This is a genomic window from Natronomonas sp., from assembly GCF_036625485.1.
Taxonomy (GTDB): domain Archaea; phylum Halobacteriota; class Halobacteria; order Halobacteriales; family Haloarculaceae; genus Natronomonas.
The window spans coordinates 1-15,897 of the sequence record NZ_JAZKTR010000051.1 but is presented as its reverse complement, the minus strand read 5'-3'; the positions used below and the strand labels follow the sequence as shown (position 1 = coordinate 15,897).

At 64.9% G+C, this 15,897-nt stretch carries 20 protein-coding genes; 4 read left to right on the top strand and 16 right to left on the bottom strand.

Annotation, left to right across the window (positions count from 1 at the left end; translation table 11 throughout):
• On the bottom strand, positions 1-334 hold a 334-nt coding region (locus V5A53_RS07045), incomplete at its 3' end, for a TFIIB-type zinc ribbon-containing protein (RefSeq protein WP_332312879.1).
• Positions 335-601: 267 nt separating this feature from the next.
• Between V5A53_RS07045 and gatC the strand changes: the two genes are divergently transcribed.
• The gene (gatC, locus tag V5A53_RS07040) at positions 602-871 is read left to right on the top strand and encodes an Asp-tRNA(Asn)/Glu-tRNA(Gln) amidotransferase subunit GatC (protein WP_332312878.1); all 270 of its coding nucleotides are present in this window, start codon (positions 602-604) and stop codon (positions 869-871) included.
• Complete coding sequence (gene gatA, locus V5A53_RS07035) at positions 871-2,139, top strand: Asp-tRNA(Asn)/Glu-tRNA(Gln) amidotransferase subunit GatA (protein WP_332312877.1); 1,269 nt, start codon at positions 871-873, stop codon at positions 2,137-2,139. Before gatC ends, gatA begins: the two co-directional genes overlap by 1 nt.
• Positions 2,140-2,235: 96 nt before the next feature.
• Here the strand turns inward: gatA and V5A53_RS07030 are convergent, their stop codons facing one another.
• From V5A53_RS07030 to V5A53_RS06980, 11 genes are all read right to left on the bottom strand, one after another.
• Entirely contained in the window at positions 2,236-3,054 is an 819-nt protein-coding gene (locus V5A53_RS07030; protein WP_332312876.1) for a CPBP family intramembrane glutamic endopeptidase, read from the bottom strand.
• Between the two features lie 37 nt (positions 3,055-3,091).
• Positions 3,092-3,250 carry a hypothetical protein gene (locus V5A53_RS07025; RefSeq protein ID WP_332312875.1) on the bottom strand — a complete coding sequence of 53 codons (159 nt, stop codon included), beginning with the start codon at positions 3,248-3,250 and terminating at the stop codon, positions 3,092-3,094.
• A 32-nt stretch (positions 3,251-3,282) separates the two neighbouring features.
• Entirely contained in the window at positions 3,283-3,804 is a 522-nt protein-coding gene (locus V5A53_RS07020) for an Lrp/AsnC family transcriptional regulator (protein WP_332312874.1), read from the bottom strand.
• Positions 3,805-3,810: 6 nt separating this feature from the next.
• Entirely contained in the window at positions 3,811-4,728 is a 918-nt protein-coding gene (locus tag V5A53_RS07015; protein WP_332312873.1) for an alpha/beta fold hydrolase, read from the bottom strand.
• On the bottom strand, positions 4,725-5,870 hold the full coding sequence (locus tag V5A53_RS07010) for an acyl-CoA dehydrogenase family protein (RefSeq protein ID WP_332312872.1): 1,146 nt from the start codon (positions 5,868-5,870) through the stop codon (positions 4,725-4,727). Before V5A53_RS07010 ends, V5A53_RS07015 begins: the two co-directional genes overlap by 4 nt.
• A 79-nt stretch (positions 5,871-5,949) precedes the next feature.
• Positions 5,950-6,741, bottom strand: a complete 792-nt coding sequence (locus tag V5A53_RS07005; protein WP_332312871.1) for an enoyl-CoA hydratase/isomerase family protein — start codon at positions 6,739-6,741, stop codon at positions 5,950-5,952.
• Between the two features lie 140 nt (positions 6,742-6,881).
• Positions 6,882-7,682 (bottom strand): ABC transporter ATP-binding protein, encoded by an 801-nt coding sequence (locus V5A53_RS07000; RefSeq protein WP_332312870.1) that lies wholly within the window; start codon positions 7,680-7,682, stop codon positions 6,882-6,884.
• On the bottom strand, positions 7,679-8,830 hold the full coding sequence (locus V5A53_RS06995; protein ID WP_332312869.1) for a branched-chain amino acid ABC transporter permease: 1,152 nt from the start codon (positions 8,828-8,830) through the stop codon (positions 7,679-7,681). Before V5A53_RS06995 ends, V5A53_RS07000 begins: the two co-directional genes overlap by 4 nt.
• Positions 8,830-9,693: a branched-chain amino acid ABC transporter permease gene (locus V5A53_RS06990; RefSeq protein ID WP_332312868.1), complete on the bottom strand. Its 864-nt coding sequence runs from the start codon at positions 9,691-9,693 to the stop codon at positions 8,830-8,832. The genes V5A53_RS06995 and V5A53_RS06990 overlap by 1 nt, the downstream gene beginning before the upstream one ends.
• A gap of 6 nt (positions 9,694-9,699) precedes the next feature.
• A complete protein-coding gene (locus tag V5A53_RS06985; RefSeq protein WP_332312867.1) occupies positions 9,700-11,031 on the bottom strand; it encodes an ABC transporter substrate-binding protein in 1,332 nt (443 codons plus the stop codon).
• Between the two features lie 92 nt (positions 11,032-11,123).
• A complete protein-coding gene (locus V5A53_RS06980) occupies positions 11,124-11,879 on the bottom strand; it encodes an SDR family NAD(P)-dependent oxidoreductase (RefSeq protein WP_332312866.1) in 756 nt (251 codons plus the stop codon).
• A 106-nt stretch (positions 11,880-11,985) separates the two neighbouring features.
• Between V5A53_RS06980 and V5A53_RS06975 the strand changes: the two genes are divergently transcribed.
• Complete coding sequence (locus V5A53_RS06975; RefSeq protein ID WP_332312865.1) at positions 11,986-12,270, top strand: DNA-directed RNA polymerase subunit L; 285 nt, start codon at positions 11,986-11,988, stop codon at positions 12,268-12,270.
• Positions 12,271-12,333: 63 nt separating this feature from the next.
• Here the strand turns inward: V5A53_RS06975 and V5A53_RS06970 are convergent, their stop codons facing one another.
• Both V5A53_RS06970 and hisF read right to left on the bottom strand, forming a co-directional pair.
• A complete protein-coding gene (locus tag V5A53_RS06970; protein ID WP_332312864.1) occupies positions 12,334-13,131 on the bottom strand; it encodes a hypothetical protein in 798 nt (265 codons plus the stop codon).
• Between the two features lie 101 nt (positions 13,132-13,232).
• Positions 13,233-14,048, bottom strand: coding sequence for an imidazole glycerol phosphate synthase subunit HisF (hisF, locus tag V5A53_RS06965; protein WP_332312863.1), 816 nt, complete (start codon positions 14,046-14,048; stop codon positions 13,233-13,235).
• Between the two features lie 115 nt (positions 14,049-14,163).
• On the opposite strand from hisF, the gene V5A53_RS06960 reads away from it, so the two are divergent.
• Entirely contained in the window at positions 14,164-14,751 is a 588-nt protein-coding gene (locus V5A53_RS06960; protein ID WP_332312862.1) for an MBL fold metallo-hydrolase, read from the top strand.
• 6 nt (positions 14,752-14,757) lie between these two features.
• Here the strand turns inward: V5A53_RS06960 and V5A53_RS06955 are convergent, their stop codons facing one another.
• Positions 14,758-15,603, bottom strand: coding sequence for an ATPase (locus V5A53_RS06955; protein WP_332312861.1), 846 nt, complete (start codon positions 15,601-15,603; stop codon positions 14,758-14,760).
• Between the two features lie 2 nt (positions 15,604-15,605).
• On the bottom strand, positions 15,606-15,869 hold the full coding sequence (locus tag V5A53_RS06950) for a DUF5827 family protein (protein WP_332312860.1): 264 nt from the start codon (positions 15,867-15,869) through the stop codon (positions 15,606-15,608).
• Positions 15,870-15,897: the final 28 nt, after the last annotated feature.

Genomic DNA, 15,897 nt, shown 5'->3' with positions numbered 1-15,897 from the left:
GTTGCTTGCTCGACAGGGAGTTGCCGTAGGCGTCCTTGTCCTGCCAGCCGATGTTGGTCGACAGCCCCTTGTCGTGCATCATCTTCGAGGTCGGAGCGCCGACGCGGGACTTCTCGTCCTTCTCGGCGCTGTCGAAGGCGCGCCATTCCGGCCCGCGGTCGATCTCGTCCTCGTCGACGACGAGACCACACTCGCTACAGACGGTCTCGCCGTGTTCGGTATCCGCCCGGAGCGACCCGCCACACTCCGGACATACCAGTTCGGACTCGTCGTTCTCTTCGGTAGCTTCCTCCTCTTCCTCGCGCTGGGAACGTCTGACGGTACTGTCAGTCATTTTGAACAAACGGCAGTTAATGGAGGAACTGCGCTATTAATCTGTTGTCGCGTCACCGACTTAAATATTTGGGCCGAGGAATATTCCGAACGCCGGGTTTCCAGACCTCTATCGCCCGTTCGAACCGTTTGGTACTGGTGCCCGGAAGTGACGTCGAGTGAGGGCGTCTGTTTAAATAAGTCACGACGAACAACTGTCGTGCGGGAGCGGACGCCACGAGAGGGGGTATTCGAAACCCTTAGTGACACCCCACGCCCACAACCGACCATGACCGTCGACGAGGAGGAAGTCCGCCATATCGCCTCGCTGGCCCGCGTCGACCTCGACGAATCGGAGGTCGACCGGTTCACCGAGCAGTTCGCCGACATCCTCGAGTACTTCGAGGCGCTCGACGAGGTGCCCGAAACCGAGGGCGAACCGGAGTTGGCCAACGTGATGCGACCCGACGAGGTCCGCGACGGCCTCACTCAGGAGGAGGCCCTCCAGAACGCACCGGAGACCGAGGACGGCTACTTCAAGGGGCCGAAGGTATCGTAATGAGCTACAACGCCTTCATCACCGAAGAGACCGTCGAGGGCGCCGACGACGGCCCCCTCTCGGGCGTCACCGTTGCCGTCAAGGACAACATCTCGACGGCAGGCGTCCGCACCACCTGCGGGTCGAACATGCTCGAAGACTACGTCCCGCCCTACGACGCCACCGTCGTCGAGCGCCTCAAGGAAGCTGGTGCGACCATCGTCGGCAAGACCAACATGGACGAGTTCGGCATGGGGACGACCACCGAGACCTCCGCCTTCGGTCCGACCGAAAACCCCGCCGCCGAGGGCCGCGTCCCCGGCGGCTCCTCCGGAGGCTCGGCCGCCGCCGTCGCCGCCGGCGAGGCAGACGTGGCGCTGGGCTCCGACACCGGCGGCTCGGTCCGCTGTCCCGCCGCCTTCTGTGGCGTCGTCGGCATCAAGCCGACCTACGGGCTCGTCTCCCGCTACGGGCTGGTCGCCTACGCCAACTCGCTGGAACAGATCGGCCCGCTGGCGCCGACCGTCGAGGCGGCCGCCGAAGCGCTCGACGTACTCGCCGGCCCCGACGAGAACGACGCGACTACCCGCGAGGAAGGCGCCGACTCGAACTACGCCGCCGCCGCGGACGGCGACGTCGACGGCCTCACGGTCGGCGTGCCGACCGAACTGCTGGAGGGCGCCGACGAGGGCGTCCGCGAGACCTTCGAGTCCGCCCTCGAGGACCTCCGCGCGCAGGGCGCGACCACCGAAGAGGTGTCGCTTCCCTCCGTCGAGACGGCCGTCCAGGCCTACTACGTCATCGCGATGTCCGAAGCCTCCTCGAACCTCGCGCGCTTCGACGGCGTCCGCTACGGCAAGTCGGGCGGCAGCGAGGGCAACTGGAACGACTCGTTCGCCGCGGCCCGCGAGGAGGGCTTCGGCGAGGAGGTCAAACGCCGGATTTTGCTGGGCACGTACGCCCTCTCGGCCGGCTACCACGACAAGTACTACAAGCAGGCCCAGGACGCCCGTGCGTGGGTCAAACAGGACTTCGATGCGGCCTTCGAGAACGTCGACGTGCTGGCCTCGCCGACCATGCCCGTCCCACCCTTCCGGATGGGCGAGAGCCTCGATGACCCCCTCCAGATGTACCTCGCCGACGCCAACACCGTCCCCGTCAACCTCGCGAACCTGCCCGCGATTTCGGTCCCCGCAGGCGAGACCGACGAGGGGCCGGTCGGCCTCCAGCTCGTCGGCCCTGCCTTCGGCGAGGAGACCATCATCCGCGCCGGCTCCGCGCTGGCCTGATACGGGTTATTGTAACGATGTACCGGTCATCGCCGATGCGCACCGGTGATGACCGATAAATGACGACAACGATCCGTATGAGACGGACGCGCTCTTTTATATCCCAACGACCGCCGCGATGCCGCGAACAGCGATGGCGGCCGTCTCCGCGTCCCCGAAACGGACCCCGATGTAGCCGAAGGCCGCCTGCGTCATGTTGAACAGGCCGTGGATGATCGCGACGACGACGAGGTTATCCGTGAACTCGTAGACGACGCCCAGCACGAGGCCGACCAGAAACAGGACCACGACGCCGAGCAACGCGCCGCCGATGTCCCCCGGCAGGAAACCCGTGATGTGGGCGAAAGCGAAAAGCACCGTCGCGGTGCCGACGCCGACGACCGGCCCGAACGTCTCACGCAGGCGCGACTGGACGATGCCGCGGAACAGCAACTCCTCGGCCGGCCCGACGATGAGCAGGGAGAGCACGCCGATGAGGACGAAGATTAGCGGGTCCTGCTGGGCCACCTCGATGATGCCCTGCTGTTGGCGCTCGATGCCGAGTCGGGAGGCGATGACGAAGGTCGCGATGGCACCCGAAAGCCACACGACGACCATACCGACGTAGCCGGCCCCGAGGGCGATCCAGCCCTCCAGCGAGGGGACCCGAAGGCCGATATCGGCGAGCGTGCGGTCCCGATAACGGAGGTAGCCGACCGAGACGGCGGTGAAAGCGACCAGTTGCAGCGTCAGCACCGAGAGGACGACCGCCCGTCGCGGCGTGAGTTCGACGCCCGCCACCGAGAGTGCGAGGCCGAGCACGACCGCCAGCGCGTTACCGCCGACGAAGGCCAATGCCACGAGGCCAACGACGACGGCCACCGCTACCACGGGGGCAGGAACACGTCCGGCGAGCGGGGAGTCTCCATCAGACATGCCCCTCCCTACGGACGGTCCCGCAAAAAGGCCACCCCTACGCGTAGCGAAGATACCAGTACAGCGCCGCGAGGGCGACCGGGGCCGCGACGACGAGCGGCAGGGTCAACACGCTCTCCGGACGGCCGGCGAACTGGACTGCGACCAGTACGGCGGCGAAGACGAAGGCGAGCGAGCCGACCACGAGCGCGACCACCGAAAGGGGGGTCGCCGTCCTCGCCCATCACGTCAGTCTTCGGATTCGTGGAGGCTCTCGAGGATCTCGGGATCGGTGCGGAACTTCAGTACGTTCGTCACGACGGAGTTGCGGAGGTTGTGGACGATGTCGCCGTGTTCCTTGTAGAAGTCGTGAATCCACTGGGATTGAGCCTCCCGAGTCGAGAACATCATGACCGACTTCCACTGATATTCCCCATCCGAGAGGAAGTAGAACAGGGTGTTCGGCGAATCGCGGATGAACTCCATCGCCGGACGCCACTGCTCGTCGAAGTTCTCCGGGTTGAACTTGAACTCGAAGAGGGCGAAGTGAAAATACTCCTCGTTGGGGATGATCGCTTCCCGGAAGACGCCCTCTTCGCGCATACCACGGATGGATTCGGAGACCGTGACGTGGGAAACGTCGATGTCGTACTTCTCGTCCAGGATGCGAGCGAGGTCCCGAGAGGACAGCTGTGGGTCCCGAGAGAGTTCCCGAAGGACCAGCACGTCGCGCTCTTTGAACTCCCAGCTAGGGGCGTCACTCGATGCCATGAGCGGCTACTCAGCCCCCTCAAATGTGTCACTTTCGGTGAGGAACCGCCGTAGTTCCTCCCGATAGGTTTCTGTCTGGTCCTCGACAACCCAATGGTAGGCGTCGTCGAGTTCGACGACATCACCGCCGAGGTCCTCGGCGAGTTTGTGGCCGTACTGCACCGGCTGCATGACGTCGTCTGTCGCCCACAGACACAGCACCTCGGCGTCGATGGCGTCGTAGGGGATCTCCATCGTGTGGTTGGTGTTCGTGGCGACGGCGGCCCGCGAGATGGCACGCTTGCCGTGCTCGCGGAGCCACGGTGCCTTCATCCCCTCGACGAATTCGGGGTCTGCCTCGCCGTAGGCACCGTCGGCGAAGGCGAAATCGAGTTTGGATTCGAACTGCTCGTCGTCCAGTTCCTCGGTTCCCGGCAGGCCGAGGTCGGCGATGAACTCGACCGGCCAGGAATCGTAGCAGACGATGTTCGAGGCCACGAGGCGGTGGACGCGCTCGGGCGAGTGGGCCGCGAGTCGGAGCGCGGCACCGCCGCCGATGTCGTGGGCGACGAGCGTCACCGACTCCTCACCGAGCGTATCGAGGAGTTCGGACAGCATCGCCTCCTGGGCGCGAATCGAGCGGTCGAAGCCGTCGTGGCTCGCGGAGTTGCCGTAGCCGAGCATGTCGGGGACGACGACCCGGTAGTCGTCGGCGAAGGCGGGCGCGACGTCACGCCAGAGGAACGACCACGTCGGGACGCCGTGGACGAAGACGAGCGTGTCCTCGGGCTCGTCGGGACCGTCCTCTCGCGGGTCGCTCTGCTCCCCGTTCGAGCTTTCCGAGGCGCTCTGCGCCTCGCTGTCGTAGTAGGCCACGGACAACTCGTGGCCGTCGACGGTGACGGTCGCCTCCGACTGCGCGTCGGTCCATTCCTCGTGGTTCATAGGAGCCGGTCGGAGATGATGTTCTTCTGGATCTCGCTGGTCCCCTCGTAGATCTTCGTGATGCGGGCGTCACGGTAGATGCGCTCGACGGGGTGGTCGGAGACGTAGCCCGCGCCGCCGTGTACCTGAATCGCCTCGTCGGCGATGTCGACGGCGTTCTCGGAGGCGAACAGTTTCGCCATCGAGGCCAGACGGACCGCAGTATCGTCCTTGTCCTCTGCGACGTGGGAGGCCGCACGGTAGGTCAGCGAGCGGGCCGCCTCGAGGTTCGTCGCCATCTCGGCGATCTTGTGTTCGATGGCCTGGAACTCCTTGATCTTCTGGCCGAACTGCTCGCGGTCGTTGGCGTAGTCGATGGCGGCGTCGAGCGCGCCCTGTGCGGCGCCGACAGCCTGTGCGGCGACGCTGGTTCGACCGGACGCGAAGAAGTCCATGAGCTGGTAGAAGCCCTTGTTCTTCTCGCCGATGATGTTCTCCTCGGGGACGCGCACGTCGTCGATGACGACCTCGGCGAGGTCCGACGCACGGATGCCGAGTTTGTTGTCGATCTTCGTCGGCTTGAAGCCGTCCTTCTCGGTGGGGACGAGGAAGGCGGTGATGCCGCGGTGCGGCGGTTCGGCGTCGGGGTCGGTCTTGGTCATGACGACGGCGACGTCGGCGACCGTCCCGTTGGTAATCCACATCTTGTTGCCGTTGAGGACGTACTCGTCGCCGTCCTGTTCGGCGTGGGTCTCGATGCCGGCGACGTTCGAACCGTGTGCCGGCTCGGAGATGCAGGAACAGGAGGCCGCTTCGCCGTTGGCGATCTTCGGCAGCCATTCCTCTTTCATCCACTCGTCGCCGTACTCCAGGATCATCGAGGAGCCGAACCCGGCCGAGCCGATGGCCGAGCCGATGCCGGGGTCAGCACGCCACAGTTCCTCGGTGACGATGGTGCGGCCGATGGCGCCCATGCCCGCGCCGTCGTACTCGACGGGGATGTGCGGGGAGACGAAATCCAGTTCCGCGGCCTGCCGGCGCAGGTCCTCGGGATATTTGTGTTCCTCGTCATGCTCACGTGCGACGGGAGCTATTTCTTTCTGCCCGAATTCGCGAACGGCCTCGCGAATCGCCTCGTGCTCAGCGTTGAGCTGAAAGGACATGCACGGAACGTAGGCTTCCGTTGCAAAATAGATTGCCCCTCTTGTCGAACAGCGTTAATTCAGGATATATCGGCGCGAACTATTCGCCCTTGAATTCGGGCTCGCGGCCCTCCATGAACGCGGTCGCCCCTTCTTCGTGGTCGTCGGTGGCGAAAACGGCCGCCTGCGCCGACGCCTCGTTGTCGAGGGCTTCCTTCAGGGAGGCGTTGAACCCCTGGTTGAGCGCCTGCTTCGAGTTCCGGAGCGCGATGGTCGGCCCCGTGGCGATGGGTTCGATGAACTCCGCGGCCTGTTCCTCGAAGTCCTCCTCGAAGACGTGGTTGAAGAGTCCGAGGTCCTCGGCGTCCTCGGCGTCCAACAGCTCGCCGGTGAAGACGAGTTCCTTGGCCTTGCTGAGGCCGACCTCGCGGGGCAGCAGGTAGGACGTGCCGGTGTCGACGGCGAGGCCGACCTGTCGGAAGCCGAAGGAGATGCTCGCATCGCCGGAGGCCAGCGTGATGTCCGTGGCGATAGCGAGGTTCGCACCGGCGCCGTAGGCGACGCCGTCGACCTTGGCGACCGTCGGCAGGTGGAACTCGGCGATGCGCTGGATGGCACGGCTCGTGTCGTGCTGGATGTTCTCGACGGCCTCGTGGAGTTCGGCCTCGTCGCTCATCAACTCGACCATGGAGTTGACGTCGCCGCCGGCACAGAAGGTTCCCTCCTTGCCCGTGACCACGAGACAGCGCACGTCGTCGCTTGCCTCGGCCTCGTCGACCGCGTCGACGATGGCGCCGGACATGTCCGCCGAGAGCGCGTTGCGGTTGTCCGGGCGGTTGAGCGTAATCGTCGCGATGCCGTCCTCGATATCGAGGGTCGCTGCGTCACTCATGATACACTCCGACATGCAAGGCCAGCGTCTAAAGTGTTGCCGACCACCTGACCAGTGTTTGTCGGAGGTCGTCCTACGACTAACATCTGAAGTCAGAAATATCCAATTTAATTACAATTCCTGAAAACGAGCGTGAAGGACTACGCGCCTTCGCTGCCGAGGTACGCTTCTTGCACGAGGGGGTCGTTGGTAATCTCCTCGGGCGTCCCCTCGGCGATTTTCTCCCCGAAGGTGATGACGATAGCGCGGTCGATCAGCTCGAGCAGCCCTCGCATGTTGTGGTCGACGACGATGAGCGTGGTGCCTTCGTCGCGAAGCTCCTGGAGTAGCCCGGAGATCTGTTCGATCTCCTGTTCGGCGAGGCCGGCGAACGGCTCGTCGACGAGCAACACGTCCGGTCTGGTCGCCATCGCCCGACCGAGTTCTAGGCGTAGCATGCCCGCGTGGGCCAGTTCGTCCGGCATACGGTACATATCGTCGCCGAGGCCGACCCGCTGGCAGACCTCTATGGCCTCCGCGCGAGTCTCGCCTTTCAGGCCGGACGTCGAGAACAGCTGGTCCGGGATGAGCGCCGTCTGGATATTACCGAGGACCGTCCGGTCGTCGAACGGCCGGAACTCCTGGAACGTCCGGGCGAGTCCCTTCTGGACCATCCCGTAGGCCGTCGAACCGGTGACGTCCTCGCCGCGGTAGTAGACCGTCCCCTCGGTCGGGGGATACCGGCCGGTGATGCAGTTGAACGTCGTCGACTTCCCGGCACCGTTCGGGCCGATGAAGCCGAGAATCTCCTGTTCCTGCACCGCAAAGGAGAGGTCGTCGACGGCCACGAGTCCCCCGAACTTCTTCGTGAGGTTCTGGGTCACCAGAACGCCGTCGTCGGGTTCGTAGGACGCCTCTTTCGGCGCCGCGGTTCGGTCGGGGGAGTCCATCTCGCTGCTCACTTTCGGTCACCCCCGAGGATGGCTCGTAGCTCGTCGATCCAGTCTTCGACGACGCGGCTTCCCTGCGTCTTGCCGCCGTCGGCTATCGCTTCGCCGTCCTCGGTGCCGAACCGCTGGTAGCCCTCCTGTACGAGCCGTGGGACGATTCCCTGCGGCAGGAAAAAGAGGAACACCAGCGTCACGAGACCGAACACGAGGAAGTAGAACTCGCCGATCGAGGTCTCGACGATGGGTACGACGAACTCCACGTTGCGGAGGTACGTCCGCAGCATGTAGAAGAAGAGGCCACCGATGGCCGCGCCGGTGATGGTTCCGATACCACCCAGGATGGCGGCGATGATGACCTCGATACTGATGACGAGTGCCAGCAGTTCCGAGGGCGTGAAGCTCCCGACACTGTGGCCATACATTGCGCCTGCGAAGCCACCGATGAGTCCCGAGAGGACGAACGCGAACAGCTTGAACTTCGCCGGGTTCTTCCCCGTCGCTGCCAGAGCCGTCTCGTCCGAGCGGATGGCGGTGAACACCATGCCAGCGTCGGAACGGGTTATCGCGACGAAGATGCCCATCGACAGGAGGAAGACGAACAGTGCGAGGTAGTACCCGGATACCGGATCGTACCCGGGTGAGGGAATCGGACCCAGCGCCGCGAACTTGTCCACGCTACCGACGCTGATAAGCCCCAGTTCCCCACCGGTCCAGTCCGGATAGAACCGGAACACCGAGATGAGGATGATCGGGGTAACGAGCGTGATAAGCGAGAAGTAGGGCCCTTTCACGCGCAGCGACGGGAACCCGATGAGCAAGCCCGCGATCGCCGCCGCGAGGGCGCCGAGCGGGGCCGCGATCCATGGGTCGATTCCCATGTGGATGTTCAACATTCCCGAGGTGTAGCCACCGACTCCGAAGAAGAGGCCGTGACCGAACGATATCTCGCCGGTGTACCCCGAGACGAAGTCCCAGCTCATCACGAACGTCGCAAAGAACAGCGCGTACGCGAACTGCTGGGTGGTTATCGCCGGGAAGACCGCCGGTAGGACGAACAGCGCCACGAGCCCGACGAGGCCGAGCTGGTGGTGTCGCCGCATCTCCAGCGGGTTCAACAACTCGCCCCACGATTTTATATCGGATTCAGTACGTTCAGCCATTATTCTTCCACCAGTTCGCGGCCGTAGAGGCCTTCAGGTTTGACGAGCAGTACCGCCACGAGGACGACCAGAGCGGAGACACCCGCCAGCCGAGTGCTGACGAACGTCACCGTCATCTGGTCGAGGAAGCTGATGAGGTAGGCGCCGATGACGCTGCCCTTGATGGAGCCGAGGCCGCCGACGACGACGATAGCGAAGGAGAGCAGAAGCGGTGTCCGCCCCATAAGTGGGGCAGCCGTCTGGAACGACGCGAGGAACACTCCCGCCAGTCCGGCGAGAACGCCCGCGATAATCCAGGTGTACGTGTAGATCTGCTCGGAGTCGATACCGACGAGGGCAGCACCCTTCTCCGACATCGACGTGGCGATTATCGCCTTCCCCGTTCTCGTCCGGTTGACGAAGTAGAACAGGGCGCCGATAATAATCCACGAGATACCGAACACGAGGATTCGGTTCGCGCCGATGCGCGTCCCGAGTATCTCGGGTCGTCCACTTATAAGTCCGGAGACCGCAAGCGCTTGCGACCCGAACACGATGAGCATCACCTGTTCGACGATGATGGACACCACCAGCGTCAGGATGAGTACAGTCACCGGATTGTGACGCACTTTTCGAATCATCCCCTTGTACAACGCCACCGAGAACAGGCCGCCGCCGACAGCAGCGGCTACGGCACCGAGAGCGGGGCTTCCGGTGGCGCTTGCGACGGTGTGCGCCGTGTACGCTCCGACGGTGATTATCGCACCGTGGGAGAGGTTCAACACTCCACCGACTCCGAAGATGAGGGTGAAGCCGATGGCTATCAGCGAATACAACGCCCCGAGCAGCAAGACGTTGATAGCGACGTTGAGTCCACTTACCATAAGCGATTATGCCCAGGGGGGTGACTGGTACTCGGTCTCGGCGAGTCGGTCGGGCCAGAGGACGCGCTGTTCGCCCTCGCCGTCCTCGTTGGCCTGCCACTGGAAGTACACACCCTGTGCGTAATCCTCGCCGAACCGGACGTCGTGGGGGAACTCTTCGTCGGGGCCGTTGAACTCGATGACGCCGGACGTCCCAGTAAAGGAAATGTCCTCTTCCAGGGTGGAGACGAGGTCGGCACCGTTGACGGACTCGGCCGACTCGATGGCTTCCTTGGCGATGTAGACCGCGTCGTAGGCGCTGTAGCCCGTGTAGACCGGCAGGCTGTCGTACTCTTCCTCGTAGGCGCTGGCGTACGGGACGGTTTTGTCGGTGACCTCGGAGTTGGCCGTCGCCGTCGTCTGTGAGAACGTCGAGATGGCGGCGCCCTCCGTCGCCTCGTAGAAGGACGGAAGCTGCGTCGGGACGTGGATACCGCCGAAGCCGAACTCACGCTGCTGTTTGGCCCACTGGACGAGCGCAGTCGTCCCGATGTGTGCAAGCGCCGTGTAGGCCCCGTCGACGTTCTCCTCTTCGAGTTCGTCGTAGACGGGGGTGAAGTCCTCGGTCCCCTCGGAGAGACGCTTGACGTCGGTTACCTCGATGTCCGCCTTGCTCTCGAGTTCCTCTTTGATAGTGCTGGTAATCGGCTCGGTCCACTTGTAGTCCTCCGCGAGGAACGCGACCTTGTCCCAGCCCATGTCCTCGAACTTGTCGACGGCGAACTGGATCTGGAGTTCGCCGAGATGGACGGAGTTGACCGGGCCGACGCGGAACCAGTACTTGTTGGCCTCGTAGTCGTCGGCGACGCGCTGGGGTGCCTCGGGCGTTGCTGCGCCGGCCGTCAGATGCGGCGTCTGGGCGTTGGAGATGTTGCCCATGATAGAGAGCAACTGCTCGGAGCCGAAGATACCGACCGTGAGGTCGACGTTTTCGCCGGTCGTTAGCTCCTGATAGACCTGCCGGGTCGTCCCGGGGTCGTCCTTGGTGTCCTTGGTGGACAGTTCGACGTCGGCGCCGGCGATACCGCCGTCGTCGTTGATCTCGGAGACGGCGAGTTCGGCGCTCTTGAAGATGGAGTCGCCCATCGGTGAGTCCGAGGGGCCGAGGGCCCCGAGCGTGATGGTATCAGGGACTCCACCGCCGCCGCCGTTGCCATTGCCATTGCCGCCATCACCGAGACAACCGGCCAGCGCGGTCCCGGCCGCACCGGCACCGGTCGCCTTCAGAAACGTCCGGCGGTCGACGCCGTGGTACCCAGATGTGTCCGTTGTCGGACTACTTTTGCCATTGTTAACCATTGGTCCGGTACCCTCTTACAGAAGATACCCCTTAAATCTGCGGTACAGTTCGAACCGGTTGGCCAAGCGAAAAGAAGGCGCGCTGGCAATACTTACCGCGCGGTCCACCCGCCGTCGACCGCGAAGACCGCACCGGTCGCATAGGCGGCGAGGTCGCTGGCCAGGAACACGGCCGGCCCCGCAATCTCCTCGGGGTCGGCAAAACGGTCCAGCGGCGTTCGGTCCCGAATCGACTGTCGAAGCCCCTCGTTTTCCTGCAGTTCCTCGGTGAGATCGGTCGCCACGTAGCCCGGCGCGAGACAGTTGACCCGGACGTCGGGCGCCCAATCCAGCGCGAGACTCTTCGTCAGGCCCACGAGACCGTGTTTCGAGGCCACGTAGGGGTGTTGCCGGGGAAGCCCGACCAGCCCACCGACCGACGCGACGTTGACGAGCGACCCGCCGGACTCCCGCAGCGGCGTTTCGGCGGCCCGAGCGCAGGCGAAGGCGCCGCCCAGGTTGACGTCCATCACCTGCTCGTAACCCTCGTCGGAGACCGCCTCAGGCGTCCCGAGCGCCGAGTCCGGATTGATGCCAGCATTGTTCACGACCACGTCGAGACCGAGGTCGTCGTCGATACGCTCGAAGACAGCCTCGACAGCGTCGGTATCCGCTACGTCGAGGGTTTCGACGCGGCTCTCGACGCCGCGTTCGCGGACTTCCTCGACGACGTCCTCGACGGCCGCTTCTGTTCGGGACAGCGGGACGACGTTGGCGCCAGCATCCGCAAAGCCCAGCGAGATCGCCCGCCCGATGCCACGCGAGCCGCCGGTTACGACGGCCGTCTTGCCGGAGAGATCGATGTCCATATCAAATTTCCCGTCGGCATCCGGCAAAAACCCTCGGCGGTTCTCACCGACCGAGCGCCCCGCCGGTTCGTAACGCTCATACGGCTGATGGGTCTACGTACCCGTAATGGACCTGCGCGTCATCGAGAACCTGGAGACCGAACTGTCCATCGAGATTCAGGACGAAGACCACACCTTCATGAACGTCCTCAAGGACGCCCTGCTGGAGGTCGACGGCGTTGCCGCGGCGACCTACGACATGAACCCCGAACAGTCCGGTGGCCAGACCGACCCCATCGTGACCATCAAGACCGACGGCAGCATCGAACCCCTCGACGCCCTCGAAGCAGCCGCCGACGGCGTCAGATCGAAGACCGACGCCTTCCGCGACGCCTTCCAGTCCGCGGCCTGATTTTCGTCGCTGTCCGGTCGTTTTCCACGACGGATAGCCTCGCCAGCGACGAACGGTGTCTGATCAGCAGACCAGATAGCTCACGTAGACGCTGTTTTCCGGACCGACGTGGATAGCCACGGCCTCGGTGCCGCGATCGTCCGTGACGACGCTCCGGTAGGCGTCCCGCTCAAGGAGCCTATCGGCGAGTCCTTTTGCCAGCGCGCCTTCGGTGTCGTACTCGCCGGGGTCGACAGCGAGTTCGGTCACCCCGGCGGATAGTTCCCCGCTACAGGCGGGGCCGAACTCCCGGACGTCGGGGATTTCACCGTCGTAGTCGGGGTCATGGTCGCGGGCGACCTCGTGGCGGACGACGTAGGTCGCCAGCGCGTCCAGCCCGTCGTCGCGGGCACGTTCGGTACCGCGCTCGGTGGCGAATCGGTCGCGGAGTTCGTCCTCGACGGTCCGGAGGTCGAGACCGGCGGCCCGTTCGCCCTCACCGGGGGCATCCGGTGGCGCCGGGGGCCCGCCGAGACCCGGCACCGGGACGACGCCGGCAAGCGCCAGCACGACCACCGCGACGACGACCGCCGCTCCCAGCAGGTAGGGCCAACCGACCGCCAGATACCCTGGAACGGAGAGTTCGTCGTTGAATGCCGCCTTGGGTTCGCGTTTCTGGAGGGCCGGTTGGCTACACCGGGCACAGATGCCGACGTTCTTGACGTGTTCGCGGCCGCAGTTCTCACAGACCCAGACGAACGATTCGCTCTCGAACGGTGACCCGCCCTCCGAAACCCGTTCGAACGCCTCGCGGCCGCAGGTCTCACACGGCGAGTCGTTCTCGTCGCGTTCCCGCCCACACCACGTACACCGCCATTTCACGGTTTACTGGAGGGGAACGAGAAGCATAAGCGGACTGCTCGCCGGCGGTTCCAGCAGTCTCCGTCGGCGGTCTACTGTGTCGTGGTCGATGCCACGACCCCTCAGAGCCGAACGGGAACGTCGCGCTCGTCGAGGTACTCCTTGACCTCCTCGATGGTGTACTCGCCGAAGTGGAAGATAGAAGCCGCAAGCGCCGCATCAGCGCCGGCCTCCTCGAAGACCTCGTAGACGTGTTCGGGGCCGCCACAGCCGGAGGAGGCGATGACCGGCGTCGAGACGTTGTCACAGACCGCCTTTATAAGCGGGATGTCGTAGCCCTCCTTGGTGCCGTCGCGGTCGATGGAGTTTACGAAGAGTTCGCCGGCCCCGCGGTCCTCGGCGTCGCGGGCCCACTCGATGACGTCGAGACCGGTACCCTCGCGGCCGCCCTTCTTCGTGCACTCGAACCAGACGTCCTCGCCGTCGGCTTCGAAGTAGTGTTCGCCCTCGTCGTCGTAGCGGCGGCGGGCGTCGACGCTGATGACGATACATTGGCTGCCGAAGGCCTCGGCTCCCTCGGTGATGAGTTCGGGCCGTTCGAGCGCGCCCGTCGTGATGGAGACCTTGTCGGCGCCCGCGCGGAGCGTCTCCTTGATGTCTGCTTTCGTGCGGATGCCACCGCCGACGGTCAACGGGATGAACACCTCGTCCGCGACCGCGGAGACGGTATCGAGCATCGTCTCCCGTCCCTCGGCAGAGGCGGTGATGTCGAGGAAGACGAACTCGTCGGCGCCCGACTCGTTGTACTTCTCGGCGAGTTCGACGGGGTCGCCGGTGTATTCGAGGTTCTCGAAGTTGACCCCCGTGTAGACAGCGGCCTCGCCCTCCTCGTCGACGTCGACGTCGATGCAGGGGATGATGCGCTTCGTGAGCGTCATTTGATCGTCTCGTGGTACGCCACCTCGCCGTTTGACCGTTTCGGAGTCGACAACGCCCCGTCGGGACGGCGCGCCGTGGAAAGGCACAAACGGGCCGGCGACCAACCGACGGTCGATGACCACCGTTCGCAACATCGCACAGGGCGTTCGCTCCTTCACGAGCAACGCCTTCCTCGTCGATGGGGACCGGACCGTCCTCGTCGACGCGGGCAACGATTTCGACGCCGTCGACCGCATCGAGTCGGCCGGAACCGGCCTCGACGCGCTCGTGCTCACCCACACCCACCCGGATCACGTCGGCAACGTCGCCAGCGTCGTCGATGCCTTCGACGTCGAGGTGTGGGGCTTCGACCCCGACCACGAACTCGTCGACCGCGCCATCGCCGACGGCGAGACGGTCGCTATCGGTGACGGAGGCTATCGGGCGCTCCACACGCCGGGCCACAAGGAGGACCACCTCTGCTTCTATTCGGCCGACGACGGTCTGCTGTTCGCGGGCGATCTGATCTTCGCCAACGGCGGCTTCGGCCGGACGGACCTCCCGGAGGGCGACCGCCCGACGCTCGTCGAGAGCATCGACTACCTGCTCGAATCGGTGGACGACTCCCTTTCAGCGATGTACGTCGGCCACGGCCCCGCCGTCGAGACGAACCCCCGCCACCACATCGAACTCGCTGGACAGGCGGCCCGGATGGGGCAGTAACCCCTCTCAAACGGCCGCAATAAGCGCGTCGTAGGCTTCGGAATAGGCGTCGGCGACGACCGGCAGGTCGGTCCGCTCTTTGCTCGATAGCGCCGGCAGCATCACCGACGCCACCGGGTCGAGCAACTCGATGACGTGGTCGACTCGCTCTTCGAGGCGGCCCTCGTGGGCGCTCCCGCTGGCGACCTTGCAGGCTTTCGCGTAGCGGTCGCCGTCGTAGACCCGACAGCGCCGCGGTTCGACCACTGCGACGGCGTCGGGAACGAAGCCGGCAAGCGGCCGCGCGATATCGGAATATGATTCGACGATGGCGTCCGCCCGAGTGTCGATTTCCTCGCCGAGCGCCGCCAGCGCCGGCCGGTGTCTCTCGGCCATCAGGTCGTTCAGCGCCGGCAGCGACTCGACGGTCGGCGCCGAATCGAGCGGGAACGCCCGTTCGGCGGCCGGTGGAACCGTGACGGTACCGTTGACGACGTACTCGTCGGCGCCGTCACGGCCCGGGGCGTTGTGCCTTTCGGCATCGTCACGGCGTGTCACGCGGTCGACGACGAAGGCCCGGTCCTCGCGTCCGAGCAGCCCCTTGCCTTTCCCGGGGGTCGGTAGCCACAGGCGGTGTATCGGGTTGATGGCTTCCGGCCGAACGTCGCCCGGCGCGGCCGCGGCGAGCCGTTTCGCGTCCTTGCCGTAGAGACGGCCGCGGTCGACCGCGTCGCGGTAGTCGTCCTGGTCGTACCAGTAGTCGTTGCCGGCCCGCGGTTTGTAGCCGCGAACGCCGGTTCGTTCGATGAGTCCGGTCGTGAACGTCGTCTTGCCGGCGTCGACCTCGCTCGCGCCGGCGACCAGCAGTCGCATCGCTATTCGAGGCCGTAGTAGCCCGGTTCGGTATCGTCGTCCGGTTCGGCGAAGACGAACGCCTCGCTGTGGTCGAGCATCCACGGGATCGCCCAGTCCAGCAGGATGTTCTCGGTATCGACGTCGAGTTCCCGGTCGGGGTCGACGCCCTGCAGGAGGCGAGCGATCTCGTAGACGGTGTACATCTGGTCGTCGTCGAGGACCTCCTCGGGTTCGCGGAACTCGAAGGCCCGGAGGTCGTCGAACTCCTCGCGCGGTCGTGGCATGGCTCCCGATAGGCGGCCCCGCCTTTTA

Bases quoted from the DNA above. Each gene is read 5' to 3' on its own strand.
- V5A53_RS06960 (WP_332312862.1), top strand. From the start codon at position 14,164: ATGACCACCGTTCGCAACATCGCACAGGGCGTTCGCTCCTTCACGAGC.
- V5A53_RS06975 (WP_332312865.1), top strand. From the start codon at position 11,986: ATGGACCTGCGCGTCATCGAGAACCTGGAGACCGAACTGTCCATCGAG.
- gatC (WP_332312878.1), top strand. From the start codon at position 602: ATGACCGTCGACGAGGAGGAAGTCCGCCATATCGCCTCGCTGGCCCGC.
- V5A53_RS07015 (WP_332312873.1), bottom strand. From the start codon at position 4,728: ATGAACCACGAGGAATGGACCGACGCGCAGTCGGAGGCGACCGTCACC.
- gatA (WP_332312877.1), top strand. From the start codon at position 871: ATGAGCTACAACGCCTTCATCACCGAAGAGACCGTCGAGGGCGCCGAC.
- V5A53_RS07010 (WP_332312872.1), bottom strand. From the start codon at position 5,870: ATGTCCTTTCAGCTCAACGCTGAGCACGAGGCGATTCGCGAGGCCGTT.
- V5A53_RS06980 (WP_332312866.1), bottom strand. From the start codon at position 11,879: ATGGACATCGATCTCTCCGGCAAGACGGCCGTCGTAACCGGCGGCTCG.
- V5A53_RS06955 (WP_332312861.1), bottom strand. From the start codon at position 15,603: ATGCGACTGCTGGTCGCCGGCGCGAGCGAGGTCGACGCCGGCAAGACG.
- V5A53_RS06995 (WP_332312869.1), bottom strand. From the start codon at position 8,830: ATGGCTGAACGTACTGAATCCGATATAAAATCGTGGGGCGAGTTGTTG.
- V5A53_RS06990 (WP_332312868.1), bottom strand. From the start codon at position 9,693: ATGGTAAGTGGACTCAACGTCGCTATCAACGTCTTGCTGCTCGGGGCG.
- V5A53_RS06950 (WP_332312860.1), bottom strand. From the start codon at position 15,869: ATGCCACGACCGCGCGAGGAGTTCGACGACCTCCGGGCCTTCGAGTTC.
- V5A53_RS07020 (WP_332312874.1), bottom strand. From the start codon at position 3,804: ATGGCATCGAGTGACGCCCCTAGCTGGGAGTTCAAAGAGCGCGACGTG.
- hisF (WP_332312863.1), bottom strand. From the start codon at position 14,048: ATGACGCTCACGAAGCGCATCATCCCCTGCATCGACGTCGACGTCGAC.
- V5A53_RS07030 (WP_332312876.1), bottom strand. From the start codon at position 3,054: ATGTCTGATGGAGACTCCCCGCTCGCCGGACGTGTTCCTGCCCCCGTG.
- V5A53_RS06985 (WP_332312867.1), bottom strand. From the start codon at position 11,031: ATGGTTAACAATGGCAAAAGTAGTCCGACAACGGACACATCTGGGTAC.
- V5A53_RS07005 (WP_332312871.1), bottom strand. From the start codon at position 6,741: ATGAGTGACGCAGCGACCCTCGATATCGAGGACGGCATCGCGACGATT.